At 67.6% G+C, this 21764-nt stretch carries 22 protein-coding genes; 11 read left to right on the plus strand and 11 right to left on the minus strand.

Annotated features, from left to right (window positions below; genetic code table 11):
- Positions 1-45: 45 nt before the first annotated feature.
- The 6 genes from V8Z80_RS13735 (at position 46) to V8Z80_RS13760 (ending at position 6159) form a co-directional block, all read left to right on the plus strand.
- Positions 46-543: a hypothetical protein gene (locus tag V8Z80_RS13735; RefSeq protein ID WP_336062372.1), complete on the plus strand. Its 498-nt coding sequence runs from the start codon at positions 46-48 to the stop codon at positions 541-543.
- Positions 544-556: 13 nt separating this feature from the next.
- Entirely contained in the window at positions 557-3133 is a 2577-nt protein-coding gene (locus tag V8Z80_RS13740) for a DUF2169 family type VI secretion system accessory protein (RefSeq protein WP_336062373.1), read from the plus strand.
- Positions 3130-4248: a pentapeptide repeat-containing protein gene (locus V8Z80_RS13745; RefSeq protein ID WP_336062374.1), complete on the plus strand. Its 1119-nt coding sequence runs from the start codon at positions 3130-3132 to the stop codon at positions 4246-4248. Before V8Z80_RS13740 ends, V8Z80_RS13745 begins: the two co-directional genes overlap by 4 nt.
- Before the next feature lie 42 nt (positions 4249-4290).
- On the plus strand, positions 4291-5223 hold the full coding sequence (locus V8Z80_RS13750; protein ID WP_155194932.1) for a PAAR-like domain-containing protein: 933 nt from the start codon (positions 4291-4293) through the stop codon (positions 5221-5223).
- The gene (locus tag V8Z80_RS13755) at positions 5204-5815 is read left to right on the plus strand and encodes a suppressor of fused domain protein (RefSeq protein ID WP_155194934.1); all 612 of its coding nucleotides are present in this window, start codon (positions 5204-5206) and stop codon (positions 5813-5815) included. Before V8Z80_RS13750 ends, V8Z80_RS13755 begins: the two co-directional genes overlap by 20 nt.
- An 89-nt stretch (positions 5816-5904) precedes the next feature.
- Positions 5905-6159, plus strand: a complete 255-nt coding sequence (locus V8Z80_RS13760) for a DUF7832 domain-containing protein (protein WP_336062375.1) — start codon at positions 5905-5907, stop codon at positions 6157-6159.
- Here V8Z80_RS13760 and V8Z80_RS13765 read toward each other — a convergent pair.
- The 10 genes from V8Z80_RS13765 to fdxA all read right to left on the minus strand — a co-directional run bounded on the left by V8Z80_RS13765 (position 6156) and on the right by fdxA (position 14495).
- Positions 6156-6980 carry a TauD/TfdA dioxygenase family protein gene (locus tag V8Z80_RS13765; RefSeq protein ID WP_336062376.1) on the minus strand — a complete coding sequence of 275 codons (825 nt, stop codon included), beginning with the start codon at positions 6978-6980 and terminating at the stop codon, positions 6156-6158. The two genes, V8Z80_RS13760 and V8Z80_RS13765, sit on opposite strands and share 4 nt — an antisense overlap.
- A 127-nt stretch (positions 6981-7107) precedes the next feature.
- Complete coding sequence (locus V8Z80_RS13770; protein WP_155194939.1) at positions 7108-8088, minus strand: branched-chain amino acid ABC transporter permease; 981 nt, start codon at positions 8086-8088, stop codon at positions 7108-7110.
- Positions 8085-8972 carry a branched-chain amino acid ABC transporter permease gene (locus tag V8Z80_RS13775; protein ID WP_155194940.1) on the minus strand — a complete coding sequence of 296 codons (888 nt, stop codon included), beginning with the start codon at positions 8970-8972 and terminating at the stop codon, positions 8085-8087. The genes V8Z80_RS13770 and V8Z80_RS13775 overlap by 4 nt, the downstream gene beginning before the upstream one ends.
- A 12-nt stretch (positions 8973-8984) precedes the next feature.
- Positions 8985-10199, minus strand: coding sequence for an ABC transporter substrate-binding protein (locus V8Z80_RS13780; RefSeq protein ID WP_336062377.1), 1215 nt, complete (start codon positions 10197-10199; stop codon positions 8985-8987).
- Positions 10200-10274: 75 nt separating this feature from the next.
- Positions 10275-11012 carry an ABC transporter ATP-binding protein gene (locus tag V8Z80_RS13785; RefSeq protein ID WP_155194944.1) on the minus strand — a complete coding sequence of 246 codons (738 nt, stop codon included), beginning with the start codon at positions 11010-11012 and terminating at the stop codon, positions 10275-10277.
- The gene (locus tag V8Z80_RS13790; protein ID WP_155194946.1) at positions 11009-11782 is read right to left on the minus strand and encodes an ABC transporter ATP-binding protein; all 774 of its coding nucleotides are present in this window, start codon (positions 11780-11782) and stop codon (positions 11009-11011) included. The genes V8Z80_RS13785 and V8Z80_RS13790 overlap by 4 nt, the downstream gene beginning before the upstream one ends.
- Before the next feature lie 204 nt (positions 11783-11986).
- The gene (gene nth, locus V8Z80_RS13795) at positions 11987-12622 is read right to left on the minus strand and encodes an endonuclease III (RefSeq protein WP_155194948.1); all 636 of its coding nucleotides are present in this window, start codon (positions 12620-12622) and stop codon (positions 11987-11989) included.
- A gap of 18 nt (positions 12623-12640) precedes the next feature.
- On the minus strand, positions 12641-13288 hold the full coding sequence (gene rsxB, locus V8Z80_RS13800; RefSeq protein WP_336062378.1) for an electron transport complex subunit RsxB: 648 nt from the start codon (positions 13286-13288) through the stop codon (positions 12641-12643).
- Between the two features lie 40 nt (positions 13289-13328).
- Positions 13329-14153, minus strand: coding sequence for a ferredoxin--NADP reductase (locus V8Z80_RS13805; protein ID WP_336062379.1), 825 nt, complete (start codon positions 14151-14153; stop codon positions 13329-13331).
- Positions 14154-14171: 18 nt separating this feature from the next.
- Positions 14172-14495, minus strand: a complete 324-nt coding sequence (gene fdxA / locus V8Z80_RS13810) for a ferredoxin FdxA (RefSeq protein ID WP_155194951.1) — start codon at positions 14493-14495, stop codon at positions 14172-14174.
- 228 nt (positions 14496-14723) lie between these two features.
- Between fdxA and pncB the strand changes: the two genes are divergently transcribed.
- Entirely contained in the window at positions 14724-15893 is a 1170-nt protein-coding gene (gene pncB / locus V8Z80_RS13815; RefSeq protein WP_155194980.1) for a nicotinate phosphoribosyltransferase, read from the plus strand.
- A 34-nt stretch (positions 15894-15927) separates the two neighbouring features.
- Positions 15928-16281 carry a RidA family protein gene (locus tag V8Z80_RS13820; protein ID WP_336062380.1) on the plus strand — a complete coding sequence of 118 codons (354 nt, stop codon included), beginning with the start codon at positions 15928-15930 and terminating at the stop codon, positions 16279-16281.
- Here V8Z80_RS13820 and V8Z80_RS13825 read toward each other — a convergent pair.
- The gene (locus V8Z80_RS13825; protein WP_155194953.1) at positions 16242-17129 is read right to left on the minus strand and encodes a zinc-dependent peptidase; all 888 of its coding nucleotides are present in this window, start codon (positions 17127-17129) and stop codon (positions 16242-16244) included. The two genes, V8Z80_RS13820 and V8Z80_RS13825, sit on opposite strands and share 40 nt — an antisense overlap.
- 145 nt (positions 17130-17274) lie before the next feature.
- On the opposite strand from V8Z80_RS13825, the gene V8Z80_RS13830 reads away from it, so the two are divergent.
- From V8Z80_RS13830 to trpA, 3 genes are all read left to right on the plus strand, one after another.
- The gene (locus V8Z80_RS13830; RefSeq protein ID WP_155194954.1) at positions 17275-19500 is read left to right on the plus strand and encodes a RelA/SpoT family protein; all 2226 of its coding nucleotides are present in this window, start codon (positions 17275-17277) and stop codon (positions 19498-19500) included.
- Positions 19501-19684: 184 nt separating this feature from the next.
- Complete coding sequence (trpB, locus tag V8Z80_RS13835) at positions 19685-20884, plus strand: tryptophan synthase subunit beta (RefSeq protein WP_155194955.1); 1200 nt, start codon at positions 19685-19687, stop codon at positions 20882-20884.
- An 11-nt stretch (positions 20885-20895) separates the two neighbouring features.
- Positions 20896-21756 (plus strand): tryptophan synthase subunit alpha, encoded by an 861-nt coding sequence (gene trpA, locus V8Z80_RS13840; protein ID WP_336062381.1) that lies wholly within the window; start codon positions 20896-20898, stop codon positions 21754-21756.
- Positions 21757-21764: the final 8 nt, after the last annotated feature.

The following is a 21764-nucleotide window of genomic DNA, read 5'->3' on the forward strand; positions in this document are numbered from 1 at the left end:
GCTGAAACCCGGCCCCCGCGGCCGGAAAAAACGCCCAAGCAAATCATGCGCGGCACGCTGCTGACCGGTACGGAACGGGCCATTCTGTGGGGAGGCATCGCCGCCGGCCTGGCGTTTGCCGCCTGCATGAGCTACCTGATGGAAAAAGAGACGGATTCGTCCATCTGGGTGCACGTGCTGATCTGGGGCGTCACGCTGTTCGGCACGGCAATGGCCGTTGGCTCCTATCTTCCCGACCCGGAGGAGCGCCGGGGCAGGGCGATGCAGGAGGCGGGCCAGGCGCGCCACGTACAGGGGCGGATCGCATCGGTCCGGCATCGAGGCTTGCGCGAAACCGAGCGCATACGCCAGACGCGCCTGGCGATTACGGCCATCATGCCCTTGGAGGACGGGACCGAACGCATGGTCGAGCTGGACGTGCTGGTCGAGGACTCCCTGTTGCCCAGGTTCTCCACGGGCCAGCACATCGACCTGATGCATGACCCGGACGATCCGGACTTCGTCTCGATAGACCGCAGCCGCTCTCCTGTGATGGTGCAATGATAGGGCGCGCGCGGTGAGAATCATCAAGCCTTTGAGACTGGGCCTGCTGAGCCGGCCGTACCAGTACCGCGGCCGCCATCACCTGGGCGTGTCGGTGCTGGCCTACGGACGGCTGGACGGCACGCAGCTGCTGCCCGAAGCCGAACTGTGGAAACTGGCGGGCCAGGTGCTGGACGAGGACGAAAGCCTGGACCTGGGGCTGCCCAAGCCTTGCGCCGAATTCCTGGTGTCGGGCAAGGCTTATGCGCACGCCACGACCGATCCCGGGCGCTGCGCGGTGCAGGTGCAGGTCGCCGGCCTGCAAAAGCACTTGCTGGTCAGCGGCGCGCGGGCCTGGCGAGATGGCCGGCTGTCGGAGCCCGAGCCGGTACAAGGCGTGCCAGTGAATTGGCGCCACGCCTACGGCGGCCCTCAGTTCGAAGAGAACCCTGTGGGCATCGGCATGGCCAAGGCGGCGGACGGATCCTGGCCGGCTCCGCAGGTGGAATATTTCGACGACCGCATGCAGCGTCCCGGCTCGGCTTGCCGGCCGGCCAGCCTGGGCGCCGTCTCGCCCATCAGGCCGCGCCGGTTCAAGCTGACTGGCGATTACGACCCGGGCTGGCTTGAACAGGGCTTTCCGGGGCTGCCCGACACGCTGGACCCCCACTTTTTCAATTGCGCGCCCCCCGACCAATGGTTTGTCGGCTTGTCGCAGTTGCCCGGGCAGGCACCGTGGCGCATCGACAACATGCATCCCGAACGGGCGGTGCTGCAAGGCGAGTTGCCGGACTGGCGGGCGCGCTGTTTCGTGCTGCCGCATGGCTCGGCAACGCTGCAGGAGACCGAACTGCGCGCGACGACTGCCTGGTTTTTTCCGGATTGCGAGCGCCTGCTCATGATCTATCAGGGCGTTTTTCCGTTGCTCAGCGAGGACGCGGCGGAACTGGCCGCGATCATGCCGGCTTTGGAATTAGCCGATGCGCCGCGCAGCCTGGCGCACTACGAGCAGACATTGACGCGCCGTCTGGCGCGCGACGATGGCGCCTTGTATGCCCTGCTCGAAAGCGACCTGCTGCCCAGCGCCTGCCTGCCCGAAGAGCGCCTGGATGCCGATCCGGCCGGCACCAGCCCGCAAGTGCTCAACCAGCGCCGGCGTGCGCAAGACTTCCGGCAGGAAATGCGGCAGCGCGCCGTGGCGCTGGGCCAGGATCCCGAAGCCCTGCTGGCGCAGGAACCGGCCGCCCCGCAGGCACCGGCGCGCCTGGAGGATCTGCCGGACTACCTGCGCCGCTCGCGCCGCGCTCAGCGGCAGGCCAAGGCCGATGCCTTGCGCCGGCGGCGGGAGGCGCACCGGCAAATGGCCCAGGCCTTCGACGCCGACGTAGGCGCCGAGCCGGTCGCGGCGGGCGGCCCGCCCCGTTTCGGTGCCTGGAATGCCATGGCGCAAATGGCGCACGAAGCCGGGCGCCACGATCCGCAGGCAATGCCCGCGCAGGCGCTGCAAGCCCAGTTGGAGCAGGCCCGCGCCGGATTGGAGGGCATGTATCGCCGCGCAGCGCACCTGCAACAGGCCGCCGAACCTGCCGCCGCCGGCCGCAGCCTGCGCATGCGCAGGCGCGTCCAGGCCCTGATGCGCGGCAGCGCCGACCTTGCCGGGCTGGATCTGACTGGGGTGGACTTGAGTGGCCTGGACCTGTCCGGCGCACGCTGCCGCGGCGCATTCATGGAAGGCGCCGACCTGAGCGGCGCGCGCCTGGCCGGTGCCGACCTGAGCGGCGCCGTGCTGGCGCGTGCGAGGCTGCACGAAACCGACCTGGGCGATGCCGTGCTGGCGGGCACGAACCTGGGGCAAGCCGATTTTTACGGCAGCCGTCTGGCCGGGGCGCAGTTCTCCAATACCTTGCTCGACGAAGCCCGGTTCCAGGCCTGCGACCTGCGCGGCGCGAGGATGAGCGATTGCGCGGCGGCTGGCGTGGTATTTCTCGATTGCGATTTCTCCGAAGCCCGCTTGCAGGCGGTGACTTTCTGGAAGGGAGCGGTGCTGGTCCGGACCCGGCATGCCCAGGCGGTTTTCGAGCGCACAGTCTGGCTGGAGGCGGTGCTGGGCGAGGCGGATTTCAGCCAGGCGCAGATGAGCGGGTGTGCCTGGGTGCAGTGCGAGTTCGACGGCCCGCCGGCCTTTACGCAAGCCAGCCTGCTCAATTGCTGCGTGGTGCAGTCCGATCTGTCCGAGGCCCGCTTCGATGCGGCGACGCTGCGCGAATGTTCCTTGCGAGAGGTCGTGCTGGACCGCGCCGACTTTTCGGGAGCAAGGCTGCTGAACTGCGATCTGTCGGGCGCGAGCCTGCGCCAGGCCTGCCTGAGGTCGGCCTGCGCGCGCGATTCCTTGTTGATGCAGTCCGACTTGCAAGAGGCCGACCTGCGCGATGCCGACCTGATCGACGCGCTGATGCAAAAGAGCGATTTTCGCCATGCCGACCTGGGCGGCGCCAATCTGTTCCGGGCCGATATCTCGCAAGGCGTACTGGACCACAGTACGCGCACGGAGGGCGCCTACGTGACCTTGGCCAAGACGCTGCCGCGTGCCGCGGCAGGCACCCACCCATGAACATGGATTTCACCGGGGGTATCTGGCAAAGCGCCCCGCCATCCAACGGCCAGGAGCTGCGGGCGCGCATCAAGGCCGGCCAGCCCCTGCAGGGGCTGGATTTGCGCGGGCTCGAATTGCCGCCGGGCGACTATGCTGGCGCCAATTTCTTTCGCTGCGACCTGCGGGGTATGCGGCTGGCAGGCTTGGACCTCAGGGACAGCCGGTTCAGCCAATGCCGCCTGCAGGCTTCGACATGGGAGACCGTGCAGCTCGACGATTGCATCTTTCACGATTGCGAGGCCGACCAATCCACCTGGCGCGGCGTGCGCGCGGCGCGCGTGGCCTGGAACGAATCGGTCGCCCCAGGCATGGACTTGCGCGGCGCCCACCTCGAGCAATGGCATTTCATGCGTTGCGCGCTGCAGTCGGCGGACCTGAGCCAGGCAGTGCTGACGGATTGCTCGTTCTCGGAGTGCGAGACGGGTGGCCTGCGCCTGGAGGGTTCGCGCCAGAAGGGCGTGCTGTACTTTCGTGCCGACCTGTCCGGCGCTCCCATCCGGACCGCCGATTGGGAAGGCGTGGTTTGCGTGGAAAGCGACCTGTCGGGCCAGATGCTGGCCGGTCAGCGGCTGGTGCGCTGCCAGCTCAATGGCTGCAATCTCGAACACAGCGACCTGCGGCAGGCCGAGTTGACGCAATCGAGCTTTCGCCAAGCCAGGCTGGCCGGCGCAAAGCTGGCCGGCGCGCAGGCCGCGCGCACCATGTGGGTGCAGGCCGATTTGAGCCGTGCCGATGCGAGGGGGATCCACGCGCCACAAAGCCTGTGGGCCGACGCCTGCCTGGACGATGCCGTGCTCGAGGGCGCGCAGCTTTATCAGGCTGTCTTGCATCGCACCCGCTGCGCCCGGGCCTCTTTTGCCGGGACGCATTTGCAGTATGCCGATTTTTCGTACGCCGACCTGAGCGGCGCGGATTTCCGTCAAGCCGGTTTCGACCGCACGCAGATGCATCGCGCACTGGTCGAAGGCGTGCGCTGGGACAGCCGCAGCGGCGTACTCGAGAAGGACGCGGCGCTGTTCGAGGCCGAACTCTGGTCTGCCGCCCGGCCCGCCGCCTCGGGCGCGCGGCGCTGAATCCCGGCGCCCGGACGCACTCACAAGGAGCCAAGCAATCCCATGTTTGCCAACTGCCAGCTGATGGGCCTGGATTTGGCCTTTCCGGATATCTGCAAGACCCCGCCGGCCTTGCTGCCCATTCCCTATCCGAACTTCGCGCTCGGGCCCATGGGCATCCCCAACGCATGGAACATCCTGCTGATGGGCATGCCGGCGCATAACCTGCTGACTACGATCGTCATGACCAATGGCGACAATCCGGGTTTGGCACTGGGCCTGATTTCGCCCTCGGTCATGGGACCGTCGCGCCACATCACCTGCGTGCCCAACGTGTTGTTCAAGTGCATTCCCGCCACCCGGCTGACTAGCATGACGGTGCAGAACCGCTGCAACACGGTGGGCATGCGCATCGTGCCCAGTCAGATCAAGGTGGTGCTGCTTGGCGGCGGCGGAGGCGGCGGTGCTGCGGCAAGGGCGGTCAGAGGCGGCGGCGCGGGCGGCAGCGCCGGACGGGGCGCGGCATCCAAGGGCGCAGGCGCGGCCAAGACCGCACGCTCGGCCAAGACCGCCGGCCCCAAGGCCTCGTCGGCCAAGTCCGGCGCCTCTGGTAAAGGTGCTTCCGGCAAGGGCGGCGGCGGAAAGGGAGGCGGCAAAGGGAAAGGCAAGGGCAAGGACGATCCGCGCTATCGCCGCGGCAAGTTTCGCAAGGGCGTGCGCGACAAGGTCTGGGACGCCGAAGCCAAGAAGAGCAAGGACGGCGTGGTGCGCGACCCTGTCACCCAGAAGAGGATGAACAAGGACGAGCCGTGGGACATGGGCCACAAGCCCGGCTACGAGCACCGCAAGCATGTCGACAGCGCCAAGCGGCGCGGCATCGATCGCAAGCAGTTCCTGGATGAATACAATGACCCCAGCCACTATCGCCCCGAGCTGCCTCGTTCCAATCGCAGCCACCAAGGCGAACTGAAAACGGATGACTACTTTGGCCCCTGAATCGAAAGCCCCCTCGCCGCTGCACAAGGCGATCGCCCGCCATGCCCTGTCGGTGTTCGGCGGCAAGCCCCTCGTGCAGGCCTATCATCACGACGAAATCCAGACCTTGTCCATCGACCTGCTCGAAGTCGACGACAGCCCCGACGATGGCTTGGTCTCGTACAGCACCCTGGGCCTGTTCGAGGCCGAACTGCGCCACGACGACGGCCAGGCCATGCAGACACGAATCGAGTTGTGCGCCGAGATGCCCGACGACCTGGACCTATGGGGCAATGTGCTGGCTACCGCTGCGTTCACGCTGCTGCGCGGCGGGCAGGCGGCGATCCCGGGCAGCGTGCTGCCGGGCTGCGTGGCCGAATACTACCCCGACACGACCGTGCCCCATCTGTACCTGTGCGTGCCCTATTCGTGGCACGGGGGCGAGTTTCCCCGTTTCGAGCAGGACGGCGTGCTGGTCAACTGGCTGCAGGCCGTGCCGATTTCCGAGGCCGAGCTTGCCCTGGTGGAGCGCCAGGGGCACGAAGCCCTGGAGGACGCGCTGCTGGAGCACGAGCCCGATATCTATGACCTGGAGCGGGACTCGGTCTGCTGAACCGTAATTCCAAGACCGCGAGGATGGACGAGTAGTCCGACCCCGTCGCGGACCAGATGTACGGCAATCCGAAGCGAGGTGTAGCGGTCATGGCTAGAAGCAATAGCACCCGATACGACGACGTGGATTGGCATGTGGGGGGCGATTTTCCCGACGACCTGTCCGAGCAGGGCAATGCGTTTGCCCAGTATTACTACGAAAAGCACTACCTGGACGACTACGTGGACTTGTCCGATGACGACCTGCCCACCATCTACCACGAGCCCGATACGCCGGAAAAATATGCGCAAGTGCGCGAATTGCTGGACCAGCGTTGGCGTGAATGGAAGCGCCAGGCCGTTTAGGCCGGCCGCGTCCCAGCCAGCGTAATGCGCTGCATCACGCGCCTGAAGCCGTGATAGTCGTTGACCGGGTTGTGCTGCACGCATCGGTTGTCCCACACGGCGATGCAGTCGGGCTGCCAGGACCAGCGGCAGGTGAACTCGGGCTTGACCTGGTGCGCGAACAGGAAGGCCAGCAGCGACGCGCTTTCGGCCTCGGTCAGGCCTTCGATGCCCACGGTGTGGGCCACGTTCACGTACAGGGCCTTCTGGCCGGTTTCCGGATGCGTGCGCACGATGGGATGGCGCGCTTCATAGGACTTGGGCGCCGCATCGTTGCCGTCGGTGCGCATGCGGTCCTCGCGCGTCTTCGACACGTCCGCCTTGGCCGAGCTGGAGATGCCTTGCAGCCCTTCGAGCAGCCGCTTCATGGTGTCGGACAGCGATTCGTAGGCCAGCACCTGGTTGGCGAACAAGGTGTCGCCGCCATAGGGCGGGACTTCCTTGGACAGCAGCAGCGTGGCCATGGGCGGGATATCGAGATAGGTGGTGTCCGAGTGCCAGACGCCGCCAAAATTCACTTTCTCGTGTTCCAGCTTCTTGACCTCGATGATCTCGGGAAAGCCTTCTATGCCCTTGACGAAGGGATATTCGATGGGTGTGCCCAGGGTCCGGGCGAAATCCAGGAACTGGGCCGGGGACAAGGCCTGGCCGGGCAGGAAGATCACCTTGTGCTGCAGAAAGGCTTCGCGCAAGGCGCGCGCGGCGGCTTCGTCCAGGGGCGCGCGCAGGTCCAGTCCGGTGATTTCGGCGCCCAGCGCGCCGGCGATGCGTTTGACGTTCACGGGATCTCCTGATGGCTTGGATGCGGGATCGGATGGGCGCTTGGCCCGTCCGATCCAGCTTAAGCGGCGCAGGATCGTCTACGCAAATCAAATGATCTAAAGGATTCTTCAGATCACTGGAACAATGTCAGGCCTGCTGGCGGCGGCGCTGCATCCAGTGGCCGATCTCGCCGACGATGCCGCGCCGGAAGGCCAGCACGCAGATCACGAAGATCAGGCCGATGACGATGGTGACCGATTCGCCCAGGCGCATGAACCATTGCACGTCGGTCCAGCGGGCCAGCGCCGCGCCCATGTCGCCGACCTTGTTCTCGAGCAGCACCACGATGAAGGCGCCCAGGATGGGGCCCGTCAGCGTGCCCAGGCCGCCGATCAGCGTCATCAGGATGACCAGGCCCGACATCTGCCAGGTGGCGTCCGACAGCGTGGCCGATACGAACACCAGGGTCTTGGCCGAGCCGGCCAGGCCCGCCAGCGCGGCCGAGATGACGAAGGCCAGCAGCTTGAAGCGGTCCACGTCGTAGCCCAGCGACAAGGTGCGCGGCTCGTTCTCGCGGATGGCCTTGAGCACCTGGCCGAAGGGCGAGTGCACCGTGCGCCAGATCAGCAGGTAGCCCAGCAGGAAGATGCCCAGCACGAAGTAGTACAGGTTCAGGTCCGAGGCCAGGTCGACGATGCCCAGCAGGGTTCCGCGCGGCACGCCCTGCAGCCCGTCCTCGCCGCCGGTAAAGGGCGCCTGCAGGAAGAAGAAGAACACCATCTGCGCCAGCGCCAGCGTGATCATGGCGAAGTAGATGCCGCTGCGGCGGATGGCCAGCAGGCCGAAGACCAGCCCCAACAGGGCGGCCACCGCCACGCCGAAGACGATGCCCAGCTCGGTAGGCAGGCCCCAGACCTTCAGCGCATGGCCGGTGGCGTAGGCCGCGCTGCCCAGGAAGGCCGCATGGCCGAAGGACAGCAGGCCGGTAAAGCCCAGCAGCAGGTTGAAGGCGCAGGCGAACAGGGCATAGCACATGATCTTCATCACGAAGATCGGGTAGACCCCCAGAAAGGGCAGCGCGGCCACCACCAGGACCAGCGCGAAGAAGGCGAGCACGCGTAGATTCATTTTTCCTTCCCGAACAGCCCGGCCGGACGCAGCAGCAGGACGATGGCCATGATGATGAAGACCACGGTGCTGGAGGCCTCGGGCCAGAAGACCTTGGTCAGGCCCTCGATGATGCCCAGCCCCAGGCCCGTGACGATGGCGCCCAGGATCGAACCCATGCCGCCGATCACCACCACGGCGAACACCACGATGATGAGATTGCTGCCCATCAGCGGCGAGATCTGCAGCACCGGCGCGGCCAGCACGCCGGCAAAGCCGGCCAGCGCCACGCCGAAGCCGTAGGTCAGGGTGACCATCAGCGGCACGTTCACGCCGAAGGCCTCCACCAGCCTGGGATTCTCGGTGCCGGCGCGCAAAAGCGCGCCCAGGCGCGTGCGCTCGATCACGAACCAGGTCGCCAGGCAGACCACCAGCGAGGCCACCACCACCCAGGCCCGATAGTTGGGCAGGATCATGAAGCCCAGGTTGGTCGCGCCGCGCAGCAGTTCGGGCGTGGCGTAGGGCTGGCCCGAGACGCCGTAGAAGCTGCGCATCAGGCCTTCGAGCAGCAGGGTGATGCCGAAGGTCAGCAGCAGGCCGTACAGGTGGTCGAGCTTGTACAGGTGGCGCAGCAGCAGCCGCTCGATGGCGATGCCGAACAGTCCGACCAGCACCGGAGCCAGCAGCAGCATCACCCAGTAGTTCAGGCCGAAATAGGCCATGCCCATCCAGGCCAGGAAGGCGCCCAGCATGTACAGGGCGCCGTGGGCGAAGTTGATGACGTTCAGCAGCCCGAAGATGACCGCCAGGCCCAGCGACAAGATGGCGTAGAAGGACCCGTTGACCAGGCCCAGCAGCAGCTGCCCCAGCAGGGCCTGCAAGGGAATGCCGAATAGCTCGATCATCGCCCCGTCTCGCTACTGCTTGACCAGTTTGCAGGTGGATTCCGACAGCTTGGTGTAGACCTCGTCGCCGGGCAGCGTGGCCACGACCTTGTAGTAGTCCCACGGCCCCTTGGATTCTTCCGGCGTCTTGACCTGCATCAGGTACATGTCGTGCACCATGCGCCCGTCTTCGCGCACGTAGCCGCCCTGGGCGAAGAAGTCGTCGATCTTGTTGGATTTGATCCACTTGAGCACGGTGTCGGCATCGTCGGTGCCGGTTTCCTTGACGGCCTTCAGGTAGAAGGACACCGAGGAGTAGTTGCCGGCCTGCAGCATGGAAGGCTTGCGCCCGATCTTGTCCTCGAACTTCTTGGCCCATTGGCGCGAGGCGTCGTTCAGGTCCCAGTACCAGCCGTCGGTCAGGTACATGTTCTGGGTCGCCTGCAGGCCCAGCGAGTGGATGTCGTTGATGAACACCAGCAGGCCCGCCATCTTCATGGTCGAGGTCACGCCGAATTCGTTGGCGGCCTTGATCGCGTTGATGGTGTCGCCGCCTGCGTTGGCCAATCCCAGGATCTGCGCCTTGGACGATTGCGCCTGCAGCAGGAAGGAGGAGAAGTCCGAGGCGCCCAGGGGTGCGCGCACGCCGCCCACCACCTTGCCGCCCGCGGCCTTGACCACGTTGCTGGTGTCGCGCTCGAGCGCGTGGCCGAAGGCATAGTCGGCGGTCAGGAAGAACCAGCTCTGGCCGCCGTCCTTGACCACCGCCGAGCCCGTGCCGCGGGCCAGCGCCACGGTATCGTAGGCATAGTGCACGGTGTAGGGCGTGCATTGCGCATTGGTCAGGTCCGAGGCGCCCGCGCCGATGGCGATGAATGGCTTTTTCTTCTCGGCGGCCACGGCGGCCATGGCCAGGCTGGTGGCCGAATTGGTGCCGCCCACCAGCACGTCCAGCTTCTGCTGGTCGAACCATTCGCGCGCGCGCGCCGAAGCGATGTCGGCCTTGTTCTGGTGGTCGGCGAACAGCAGCTCGATCTTCTTGCCGTCGATCTGCCCGCCCGCGTCGGCGATGGCCATGCGGATGGCCTCCACCCCGGCCGGGCCGTCGATGTCCGAATACACCCCGGACATGTCCGAGATGAAGCCGATGCGGATCACGTCATCGGATATGCCTTGGGCCAGCGCGGGCACCGCCGTCGCGCCCAGGCCGCCCAGGGTGAGGGCGGCAGCCAGAATACGCAGCTTCATGAGGTGTGTCTCCTTGCCTCGTAACCGGCGGTTTGCCGGATGATATGGGTGTGCAACGTTTGTCGTTTCGCGGATTCAGACGCCCAGCAGCTCGTGCAGCGTATCCTGCTTGGCGGGCAGCTCCCGGGCCGTGAACCGTTCGACCACCTGTCCGTGTTCCATCACGTAGAAGCGGTCGGCCAGGGGCGCGGCAAAGCGGAAGTTCTGCTCGACCATGACGATGGTGTAGCCCTTTTGCTTGAGCGTGGTGATCATGCGCGCCAGCGCCTGCACGATCACCGGCGCCAGGCCTTCGGATATCTCGTCCAGCAGCAGCAGGTTGGCGCCGGTGCGCAGGATGCGCGCCACCGCCAACATCTGCTGCTCGCCGCCCGAGAGCCGGGTGCCTTGCGAATGGCGTCGCTCGAGCAGGTTGGGAAACATCTCGTAGATTTCGGTCAGCGACATGGCCCCGCCGGGCACGCCCGCGATGGGCGGGGGCAGCAGCAGGTTTTCCTCGCACGACAGGCTGGCGAATATGCCGCGTTCTTCGGGACAGTAGCCCACGCCCAGGTGGGCGATCTTGTAGGTGGGCAGGTCGATGGCTTCGGTGCCGTGGATGCGGATCGAGCCCTTGCGCGCGCCGGTCAGGCCAAGGATGGCGCGCAGCGTGGTGGTGCGGCCGGCGCCGTTGCGGCCCAGCAGCGTGACGACCTCGCCGGGCGCCACCGACAGGTCCACGCCGTGCAGGATGTGCGATTCGCCATACCAGGCGTGCAGGCCGCTGATCTCCAGGGCTGGCGCACGGGGGCTTTCCGGACGGACGTCGCTCATGCATGCGCTCCTTGCAGCTGGCCCTCGGTGGTGCCCATGTAGGCCTGCATGACCGCAGGGTCGCGCGAGACGCTGGCGTAGGGCCCCTCGGCCAGCACGGCGCCGCGCGCCAGGACGGTGATGGTGTCGGCGATCGAGGAAACCACCCCCATGTTGTGCTCGACCATCAGGATGGTGCGGCCGGCTCCGACCTGCTTGATCAGTTGCGTGACGCGCTCGACGTCTTCGTGGCCCATGCCCTGCGTGGGCTCGTCCAGCAGCATGAGCTCGGGCTCCATGGCCAGCGTGGTGGCGATCTCCAGGGCGCGCTTGCGTCCGTAGGGCAGGTTCGCGGTCGTCTCGCCGGCGAAATCCTGCAGTCCCACCTGTTCGAGCAGCGCCAGGGCGTGCGGATCGAGGTTACGCAGGCTGCGTTCGCTGCGCCAGAAGTGATAGGAGGTGCCGGTGGCGCGCTGCAGGCCGATGCGCACGTTCTCGAGCACGGTCAGGTGCGGGAATACCGCCGAGATCTGGAACGAGCGGACGATGCCGCGCCGGGCGATCTGGGCCGGCCGCTCGCGGGTGATGTCCTGGCCCTTGTAGACGATGGTGCCCGAGCTGGCCGGCAGAAAACGGGTAAGCAGGTTGAAGCAGGTGGTCTTGCCCGCGCCGTTGGGGCCGATCAGCGCATGGATCTGGCCGCGCCTGACCCGCAGGTCGACCTTGTTGACCGCGACGAAGCCGCGGAATTCCTTGGTCAGGCCCTTCGTTTCCAGAATGACGTCATCCATAGGCCATGCATCCGGGTTGGAAACCGCCCTTGTGGGGCGGCGATCGCGAGGGCGTCCCTGCATGGGCGGCCCCGTTTTCGAACGATGTGCCCGCGAGTATGCGCAGCCCACCGGGAAATTGCCATGCGGGTTTGTTCCATGCGGGTTTATCATAGGCCCGCCCCGGGGCTGGGCCGCCCGGGCGAGGCGGGCGGCGGGCCGGCTTCAGGCCGGCGTCTTGGCCTTGTATTCGCACAGGTCCGAGATGCCGCAGCTCGGACAGCGCGGCTTGCGCGCCACGCAGACATAGCGCCCGTGCAGGATGAGCCAGTGGTGGGCGTCCTGCGCATATTCGCGCGGCACCACCTTCTCCAGCTTGTGCTCGACTTCCAGCACGTTCTTGCCCGGCGCGATGCCGGTGCGGTTGCTGACCCGGAAGATGTGGGTGTCCACGGCGATGGTGGGCTCGCCAAAGGCGGTGTTCAGCACCACGTTGGCGGTTTTGCGGCCTACCCCGGGCAGGGCTTGCAGCGCTTCGCGGTCGCGCGGCACCTGGCCGCCGTGGCGCTCGAGCAGCAGCCTGCAGGTGGCGATGGCATTCTTCGCCTTGGTCCGGTACAGGCCGATGGTGCGGATGTACTGGGCCAGCCCTTCTTCGCCCAGGGCCAGCATTTTCTCGGGCGTGCCATGTTCGGGAAAGAACTTGCGCGTGGCCAGGTTCACCGATTTGTCGGTGGCTTGCGCCGAGAGCAGCACCGCGATCAGCAGCTGGAACGGCGTCTCGTATTCCAGCTCGGTGGTGGGCGCCGGGTTGGCGGCCTGCAGGCGGGCGAAGATTTCGCGACGTTTGGCGGCGTTCATGCGCAAGAGGGCCGGAACCTAGTTTTGGGGGGTGGACTGGCGGCGGGCGCGGGCGCGGGCCAGCGCCTGGGCCACGGCCTGGCGCTTGCGCGCCTCGGGATCTTCCGGGGCGTGCTGCCGGGCGGCGGGCGCGGGCTCGGCCGCACCCTGGGCCAGACGGCGGGCTTCCTGGGCCTGCTCCTGGGCCCGGCGCGCATTGCGGCGCCCATGCCGCTGGCGCGCGGCCGCCGCGTCCTGCGGCGTCCAGGCGCGCTGCGCGGCGCGCATCTCGATGCAATCGACCGGACAGACCGGCACGCACAGATCGCAGCCGGTGCACCAGTCGGCCAGCACGGTATGCATGCGCTTGTTCGCGCCCACGATGGCGTCCACCGGACAGGCCTGGATGCAAAGCGTGCAGCCGATGCAGTGCTTCTCGTCGATGACCGCCACGCGCAAGGGGCCGGGCGCGCCGCATGCGGGATCGAGCGGGATTTCCGGACGGTCCAGCAGGGCGGCCAGGGCGGCCACGCCCTGCTGGCCGCCGGGCGGACATCGGTTGATCGCCGCGCCCTGGCCGGCGATCGCCTCGGCATAGGGGCGGCAGCCGTCGTAGCCGCACTGCGTGCATTGGGTCTGGGGCAGCAGGGCGTCGATCTGTTCGATCCGGACCGGGATGTCTTGCATGGGAAGGCAGGCAGCGGCGGCGGGCACGGCCCGTGCGCAGCTACCAGTAGTTCTCGACCGCCAGGTTGCCAGGGACGCCGCGCCGACCCGGGGCGAAGCCGCGGGTCTTGAGCAGGGCGCGGGCATCGGCCAGCAAGCCGGGGTTGCCGCAAAGCATGATGCGCGAGCGGGCCGGGTCCAGCGCAAGGCCGGCCGCGGCTTCGAGCCGGCCGTCGGCCAGCAGCGGGGTGATCCGGGACTGCGGCGCGCCGGGCAGCGTCTCGCGCGAGGCGATGGGCAGGTACACCAGGCGCTGCTGGCCGTCCAGCGTGCCGGCCTCGCGCTGCCAGGCCAGGATCTGGTCGCGGTAGGCCAGTTCCTGCGCGCTGCGTACGCCGTGCACCAGCACCACGCGCTGGAAGCGGCGCAGGGGCTCGCCGTCGCGGAACATGGACAGATAGGCCGACAGGCCGGTGCCCGAGGCGATCAGCCACAGGTCCTGGCCGTCGGCAAAGCGCTCCAGCGTGAGGAACCCGAAGGCCGTCCTGTCCACGTACAGCCCGTCGCCCTCCTGCAGGCGGGCCAGCAGCGGGCTGAACTGTCCTTCGGGCACCACCACCGAATAGAACTCCAGCCAGGGCTCGCGCGCGCCCGAGACCATGGAATAGGCGCGCCACACGGTGGGCGCGGGCTGCTGCGCAGGGTCCGCCGGGCTGGCCGGGGCGCCGTTTTCGCCTGGGCCGGCCTGCGGCAGGCCCAGGCGGGCGAACTGGCCGGCCACGAATTCGAAGCCCTCGGGCCGGGTCACGCGCAAGGAGAACAGCTTGCCCGGCACCCATTCGGTGCGGGCGAGGACGGTCTGGCGGGTGTACTGGGTTTCTGCCATCGGCTCGGGGCCGGCGCCTTAGCGCTCTAGGTGCGCCAGCTTGCCTTCCTTGCCGTTCCATTCGTCGGCGTCGGGCAGCGGCTTCTTGGAGCGGCTGATGCTGGCGAACTCGGCCGACAGCTCGGCGTTCAGGGCGATGAACTGCATCTGGTCCTGCGGGACGTCTTCCTCGGCATAGATGGCGTTGGCGGGGCACTCGGGGATGCAGACCGCGCAGTCTATGCACTCGTCCGGGTCGATCACCAGGAAGTTCGGGCCTTCGCGAAAACAATCCACCGGACACACGTCGACGCAGTCGGTGTATTTGCACTTGATACAGTTTTCGGTGACAACGTGGGTCATGCTCTGGGCGCTCCAGGCGCGAGGAGATTTTTGGTCAGCAACCGCCTATTTTACCGAATGCGGGTAGGCAGGCCCGGATAACCCTGCGGCAAGCATAGGCGCGCACGGGCGCCGGCGCTTGGCCGGCGCGCGGCCGGCTTGCTGTAATAGAGAGCAGGCGGGCGTGGGGCGCGGCGCGCCCCGGCGCCAGGGCGCTGTGCTATGGTTGCGAAAATCTCCCTCTCGATCATGATAATAAAGTCGCTGCTCGATACCGACCTGTACAAATTCAGCATGATGCAGGTGGTGCTGCATCATTTTCCTGCTGCCCAGGTCGAATACCGCTACAAATGCCGCACGCCGGGGGTCAATCTCGAACCCTACCTGGACGAGATCCGCGAGGAGATCCAGGCGCTGTGCCGCCTGCGCTTTACCGAGGACGAGCTGCAATACCTGGGCAGCCTGCGTTTCATCAAGAGCGACTTCATCGACTTCCTGGGCCTGTTCCACCTGCCCCACAAGTGCATTTTCGTGGGCAAGGGCGAGGCGCCGGGCGAGATCTCGATCACCGTCAAGGGGCCGTGGCTGCACACCATCCTGTTCGAGATACCGGTGCTGGCCATCGTCAACGAGGTCTATTTCCGCAACACCCGGCAGTTTCCCGATTGGGAAGAGGGGCGCAAGCGCCTGCGCAACAAGATGCGCCAGGTGCTGGACGCGCCCGACATGGACGAGTTCCGGGTGGCCGAATACGGTACGCGCCGGCGTTTTTCGCGCGCCTGGCACGAAGAGGTGGTGCGCGAGCTGAAAACCCACATGGGCAAGCTGTTCGCCGGCACCAGCAACGTGCTGCTGGCCAAGGAAAACGGGGTCACCCCCCTGGGCACCATGGGCCACGAATACCTGCAGGCCTGCCAGGCGCTGGGGCCGCGCTTGCGCGATTCGCAGGTATTCGCCCTGGAAACCTGGGCCAAGGAGTACCGCGGCGACCTGGGCATCGCCCTGTCGGACGTCTATGGCCTGGACGCCTTCCTGCGCGACTTCGACATGTATTTCTGCAAGCTCTTTGACGGGGCCCGGCATGATTCGGGCGATCCTTTCGTCTGGGGCGAGCGCATGCTGGCGCATTACCACGCCAACCGCACCGATCCGCGCAACAAGCTGCTGGTGTTCTCGGATGCGCTGACCTTCCCGCTGGCCATGGAGCTGACGCGCCGTTTCGCCGGCCGCTGCAAGGTCTCCTTCGGCATCGGCACCAACCTGACCAACGACCTGGGGCACGAGCCGCTGCAGATCGTGATGAAGATGGTCCGCTGCAACGGGCAGCCGGTGGCCAAGGTGTCCGACGCGCCGGAAAAGACCATGTGCGACGATCCGGCCTACCTGGCCTATCTGCGGCAGGTCTTTCAGTTGGAATGAAATTTCTCCACACACGATTGCAAGGGAGTTTTGCATGAGCAGCATCCAGCGTTTCAATGTCGAAAAGCGCCTGTCGGACATGGCGGTCTACAACGGCGTGGCGTATCTGGCCGGACAGGTGCCCGATGACGCCAGCCTGGACATCACCGGCCAGACGGCGCAGGTGCTGGCCACCATCGACCGGCTGCTGGCCGAGGCCGGTACCGACAAGAGCCGCATCCTGATGGCGCAGATCTTCGTGGCCAACATGAAGGAATTCGACGGCATGAACAAGGCCTGGGATGCCTGGGTGGCCGATGGCAACGCGCCGCCGCGCGCCACCGTCGAGGCGCGCCTGGCCAATCCCGACTACAAGGTCGAGATCGTGGTGACCGCCGCCGTCGGCTGAGCGCCCAGCGGATCCTGGCCGTAATAGGCGGCCAGCATCGCGTACCAGCGCGGCAGGGCCCGGGCCAGCGGCGCCGGGTCCACGAAGAAGCTTTCGGAACTGACCGCGAAGAACTCGGCTTCGTCCGTGGCGGCATAGGGGTCCAGCGGCAGCTGGCCGTACCAGGGGTCGGCCTCGGGCCCCTCGGGATCGACATCGGGCGGGATCTGCGCCTCGATCTCCTCCAGCGCCTGGGTGAAGGCATCCAGGCTTTGCTCCAGCACGGCCCGCCATTGCCGGGGCGACAGGCCCGGCCGCCCTTGCAGGGCTGGCATGCCGTCGGCCACGCCCGTGCGCAGGTCCAGCTTGTGGGCGAATTCGTGGATGACCACATTGAAGGCGTGCAGCCCCGGCGCGCCGCCTTCCTGCCCCGCGGTATCGGGTTCGTCCCAGGCCAGCACCACCGGCCCGCCGTCCCAGGCCTCGCCGGCGGCTTCCTGCACGTACTCGTGCACCACGCCCGCCTCGTCCTGCTCGCTGCGCGGGATCAGGAAGCCGCCCGGGTAGACGATGATCTCGTTCCAGCCCGAGTACAGCGCCGGATCCAGCTTCAGGATGGGCAGGCAGGCCTGTGCGGCGATGGCCAGCACCATGGCATCGTTGAGCTGCAGTCCCCGCGCCCCATTGATGTGCTTGCTGGCCAGCAGCCAGGCGCAGCGCGCGCGCAGCTCGGCGCGCTCGCCGTCGTCCAGGCGGGCCAGGAAAGGGTAGGTGGACAGCACCTGCTCCCATAGTGCATCGGTGATGCGGGCGCGCATGCGGTCGATTTCGGCCCGCCCCGCACCGGCGCCCTTGAGCCAGCGCAGCATAAGCAAATATTCCCTTGGATTGAGCAAGGCGCCGGCCGCAAATCGGGCCGGGCGCTGGTGTAGAGTGTAGGGAAATTTGCGCTGCGGTAGTGCCTGCTTGTTGGGCGGGCAAGGCGCAGCGGGCTTTTTTCTTTCCGTTGACTTCATGGTGAACGACGACGCCGGCGCCTTGCCGGCGCCTTTCGATACGCAATGGTTCGCGCAGGCCGGCGCGGGCCTGGATCCGGCCGGCGCCGACCTGCTGCGGCGCGCCTGCGCCTGGGTGGCGCCGCAACTGGAAGGCGCTTGTTCGCCCACCGGCGAGGCCCTGGCCGAGCACGCCGCCGGCGTGGTGCGTATCCTGGCCGGCTTGCGCACCGATACCGCCACCCGCGCGGCCGCCGTGCTGGCCACCTTGCCGGTGGACCTGTCCGCGCCGGTGCCGGCGCTGCGCGAAGATCCCATCGCCAGGCAGTTCGGCCTGGAGCTGGGCAAGCTGGTGCAGGGCAGCCGGGCCCTGGTGCGCCTGGGCGCGGCCGCGCGCCAGTCCAGCGACAGCGCGGCCGACAGCGGCGCGCAAAAGGAAATGCTGCGCAAGATGCTGCTGGCCATGGCGGCCGACCTGCGCATCGTGCTCATGCGCCTGGCCTCGCGCCAGCAGACGCTGCGCTGGTATGCCCAGTCCAAGACGCCCTGCGACCCAGCCTTCGCCCGCGAGACGCTGGACCTGTATGCGCCGCTGGCCAACCGGCTGGGCATCTGGCAGATCAAGTGGGAAATGGAAGACCTGGCCTTTCGTTTCCTGGAGCCGGACCAATACCGCGACATCGCCCGCCTGCTGGAGGAAAAGCGCACCGAGCGCGAGGCCTTCATCGCGCGCGCCGTGCAGACGCTCAGCCAGGCGCTGGCCCGCGCCGGCATCCAGGCCGAGGTCAGCGGGCGCCCCAAGCACATCTACAGCATCTGGAACAAGATGCGCCAGAAAGGGCTGGCCTTCTCGCAGCTGTACGACCTGCGCGCCCTGCGCGTGATCGTGCCCGAAGAGCGCGACTGCTACGCCGCGCTGGGGCTGGTGCACGAGATGTGGCAGCCGGTGCCCGAGGAGTTCGACGACTACATCTCGCGGCCCAAGCCCAACGGCTACCGTTCGCTGCACACCGTGGTCACCGACGAGGACGGCAAGCCCTTCGAGGTGCAGCTGCGCACCCAGGCCATGCACCAGCATGCCGAGTACGGCATGGCCGCGCACTGGCACTACAAGGAGTCAGGCAAGCAGGGCGGGCGCACGCGCGCGGCGGGCGAGTACGACCGGCAGTTGTCCTGGCTGCGGCAACTGCTGGCCTGGAACAACGAGCTGGACGCCCAGGGACGCAGCGCGCCGCCGCACGGGCAGGCCGCGCACGAACAGCACATCTACGTGCTCACGCCGCAGGCGCGCGTCATCGAGCTGCCCGCCGGCGCCACCCCGGTTGACTTCGCCTATTACCTGCATACCGACCTGGGACACCGCTGCCGCGGCGCGCGCGTGGATGGCCAGATGGTGCCGCTGCATACGCGCCTGGCCACCGGCCAGACGGTGGAGATCATCGCCGCCAAGGCCGGCGGACCCTCGCGCGACTGGCTCAATCCGCAACTGGGCTTTCTGGCCAGTCCCCGCTCGCGCGCCAAGGTGCGGGCCTGGTTCAACGCCATCGAGCTGCAGCAGCGCATCACCCAGGGCCAGGCCTTGGTCGAGAAGGAGCTGCAGCGCCTGGGCAAGACCGCGGTCAAGCTAGAGCAATTGGCGCAGCAGCTGGGTTTTGCCCGGGCCGACGACCTGTACGTGGCGGTGGCCAAGGACGAGTTCAGCCTGCGCCAGATCGACGCGCTGTTCCAGCAGCCGGCCCAGCCCCTGGCCGATCCCGATGCCGTGGTGCCGCACGCCAGCCGCGCGGCCACCGGCGCGCCGGGCAAGAGCGGGGTCCTGGTGGTGGGCGTCGACGCCTTGATGACGCAGCTGGCGCGCTGCTGCCGCCCCGCCCCGCCCGACCGCATCGCCGGTTTCGTCACCCGCGGCCGGGGCGTGTCCATACACCGCGCCGATTGCCACAGCTACGCGGCGCTTGCCGAGCGGCATCCCGAGCGCGTCATCGACGTGGCCTGGGGCCAGACCGAGGGTTCGGTCTATCCGGTGGACGTCAGCGTGCGCGCCCACGACCGGCCGGGCCTGCTGCGCGACCTGTCCGAGGTTTTTGCGCGGCTGCGCCTGAACGTGGTGGGCGTCAACACCCAGAGCCGGCAGTCGCTGGCGCACATGGTCTTTACCGTCGAGGTGGGGGACGGCGCGCAACTGGCCCGGGCATTGTCGGCCATCGGCGAGGTCGCGGGCGTGGTTTCGGTCGTGCGCCGCTAGGGGCCGGCGCGCCGCCTGGGCTGGCGGCGGCCCGCGCTGCTAAAATGGCGTGTTGCAGTCTGGTTGAAACATTTGCCGGGCCTGGGCGCGCCAGCGGCCGGGCAGGGCCGGGCCGGACTGCGGGATCCGGTGTTCAGGCCGGCGCGGCCTGGGCCGCCCCTGGCGCCGAGCAGGAGAAGCCCGCTTGAAACCCTACGATTTTCCCGATGCGCGCGGCCATTTCGGTCCGTATGGCGGCGTTTTTGTCGCCGAGACGCTGATGCACGCGCTGGACGAGCTGCGCGCGGCCTATGCGCGCTACCAGAACGATCCCGAATTCATCGGCGAGTTCCAGCACGAGCTGCGCCATTTCGTGGGCCGGCCCACGCCGGTCTACCATGCCCGACGCTGGTCCGAGGAGCTGGGCGGGGCGCAGATCTGGTTCAAGCGCGAAGACCTCAATCACACCGGCGCCCACAAGGTCAACAACTGCATCGGGCAGGCCCTGCTGGCCCGGCGCATGGGCAAGCCGCGCGTGATCGCCGAGACCGGCGCCGGCCAGCACGGGGTGGCCACGGCCACGGTGGCGGCGCGCTACGGCATGCAGTGCGTGGTCTACATGGGCAGCGAGGACGTGCGCCGCCAGGCGTCCAACGTCTATCGCATGAAGCTGCTCGGCGCGCAGGTGGTGCCGGTCGAGTCCGGCTCGCGCACGCTCAAGGATGCGCTGAACGAAGCCATGCGCGACTGGGTCACCCACATCGAGAACACCTTCTACATCATCGGCACGGTCGCCGGCCCGCATCCCTACCCCATGATGGTGCGCGACTTCCAGTCGGTCATCGGCAACGAATGCCGCGCGCAGATGCCCGAGTTCGCCGGCCGCCAGCCCGACGTGGTGGTGGCCGCGGTGGGCGGCGGCTCTAACGCCATGGGCATCTTCCATCCCTATCTGGCGCTGCCCGAGGTCCAGCTGGTGGGCGTGGAGGCCGGCGGGCAGGGGCTGCACACCGGCCTGCACGCCGCCTCCATCACGGCGGGCCAGGTGGGCGTGCTGCACGGCAACCGCACCTACGTCATGCAGGACGAGAACGGCCAGGTCACCGAGACGCATTCGGTCTCGGCCGGACTGGACTACCCGGGCGTGGGGCCCGAGCACGCCTGGCTCAAGGACAGCGGCCGGGCCAGCTATGTCCATGTCACCGACGACGAGGCGCTCAAGACCTTCCATGACTGCTGCCGCATCGAGGGCATCATGCCCGCGCTCGAGTCCGCCCATGCCATCGCCCACGCCGTGCGGCTCGCGCCCACGCTCGCTCGCGACAAGATCATCCTGGTGAACCTGTCGGGGCGGGGCGACAAGGACATGCATACCGTCGCCGAGCGCGCGGGCATCCAACTCTGAAAGCCCACTCCATGAGCCAAGCAAGCGATCGCATCGCCCGCCGTTTCGAGGCGACCCGCCAACAGGGCCGGGCCGCCCTGATCCCCTATATCGCCGCCGGCGACCCGTCCCCGTCCGCCACCGTGCCCATCATGCATGCCCTGGTGGCCGCCGGGGCCGACATCATCGAGCTGGGGGTGCCGTTTTCCGATCCCATGGCCGACGGGCCGGTGGTCCAGCGCGCCGCCGAGCGCGCCATCGCCCAGGGCGTGGGCCTGAAGGACGTGCTGCGCATGGTCGCCGAGTTCCGGGCAAGCGATCCGGATACGCCGGTGGTGCTGATGGGCTATGCCAATCCCATCGAGCGCATGGGCCAGGCGGCCTTCGCGCAGGCGGCCCGCCAGGCCGGCGTGGACGGCGTGCTGTCGGTCGATTACCCGCCCGAAGAGATCGACGAGTTCGCGCGCCTGCTGGACGAGAACGGCATCGCGCCGATCTTCCTGCTGGCGCCCACCTCCACCGAGGCGCGCATCCAGGCCTTGGCCCGGATCGCGCGCGGCTACGTCTACTACGTCTCGCTCAAGGGCGTGACGGGCGCCGGCCACCTGGACACCGAGCACGTGGCCGCCCGGCTGGCCGACATCCGCCGCCACATCAAGGTGCCGCTGGGCGTGGGCTTTGGCATCCGCGACGCGCAGACGGCGCAGCGCATCGGCGCGGTGGCCGATGCCGTGGTGATAGGCAGCAAGCTCATCGAGACCATGGAGCAGGCGCTGCGGGACGTGCCGCCCGCGCAGCAGGCCGAGACGGCCGCGCAAGCCGCTTCCGATTGGCTCAAGACCATCCGCCAGGCGCTGCAGCCTGTTGCCGACCGCCCTGGCGTGCCGGCCTGAACCCGCCG

It is taken from the genome of Orrella sp. JC864, assembly GCF_037026685.1.
In the GTDB taxonomy this organism is placed as follows: domain Bacteria; phylum Pseudomonadota; class Gammaproteobacteria; order Burkholderiales; family Burkholderiaceae_B; genus Orrella.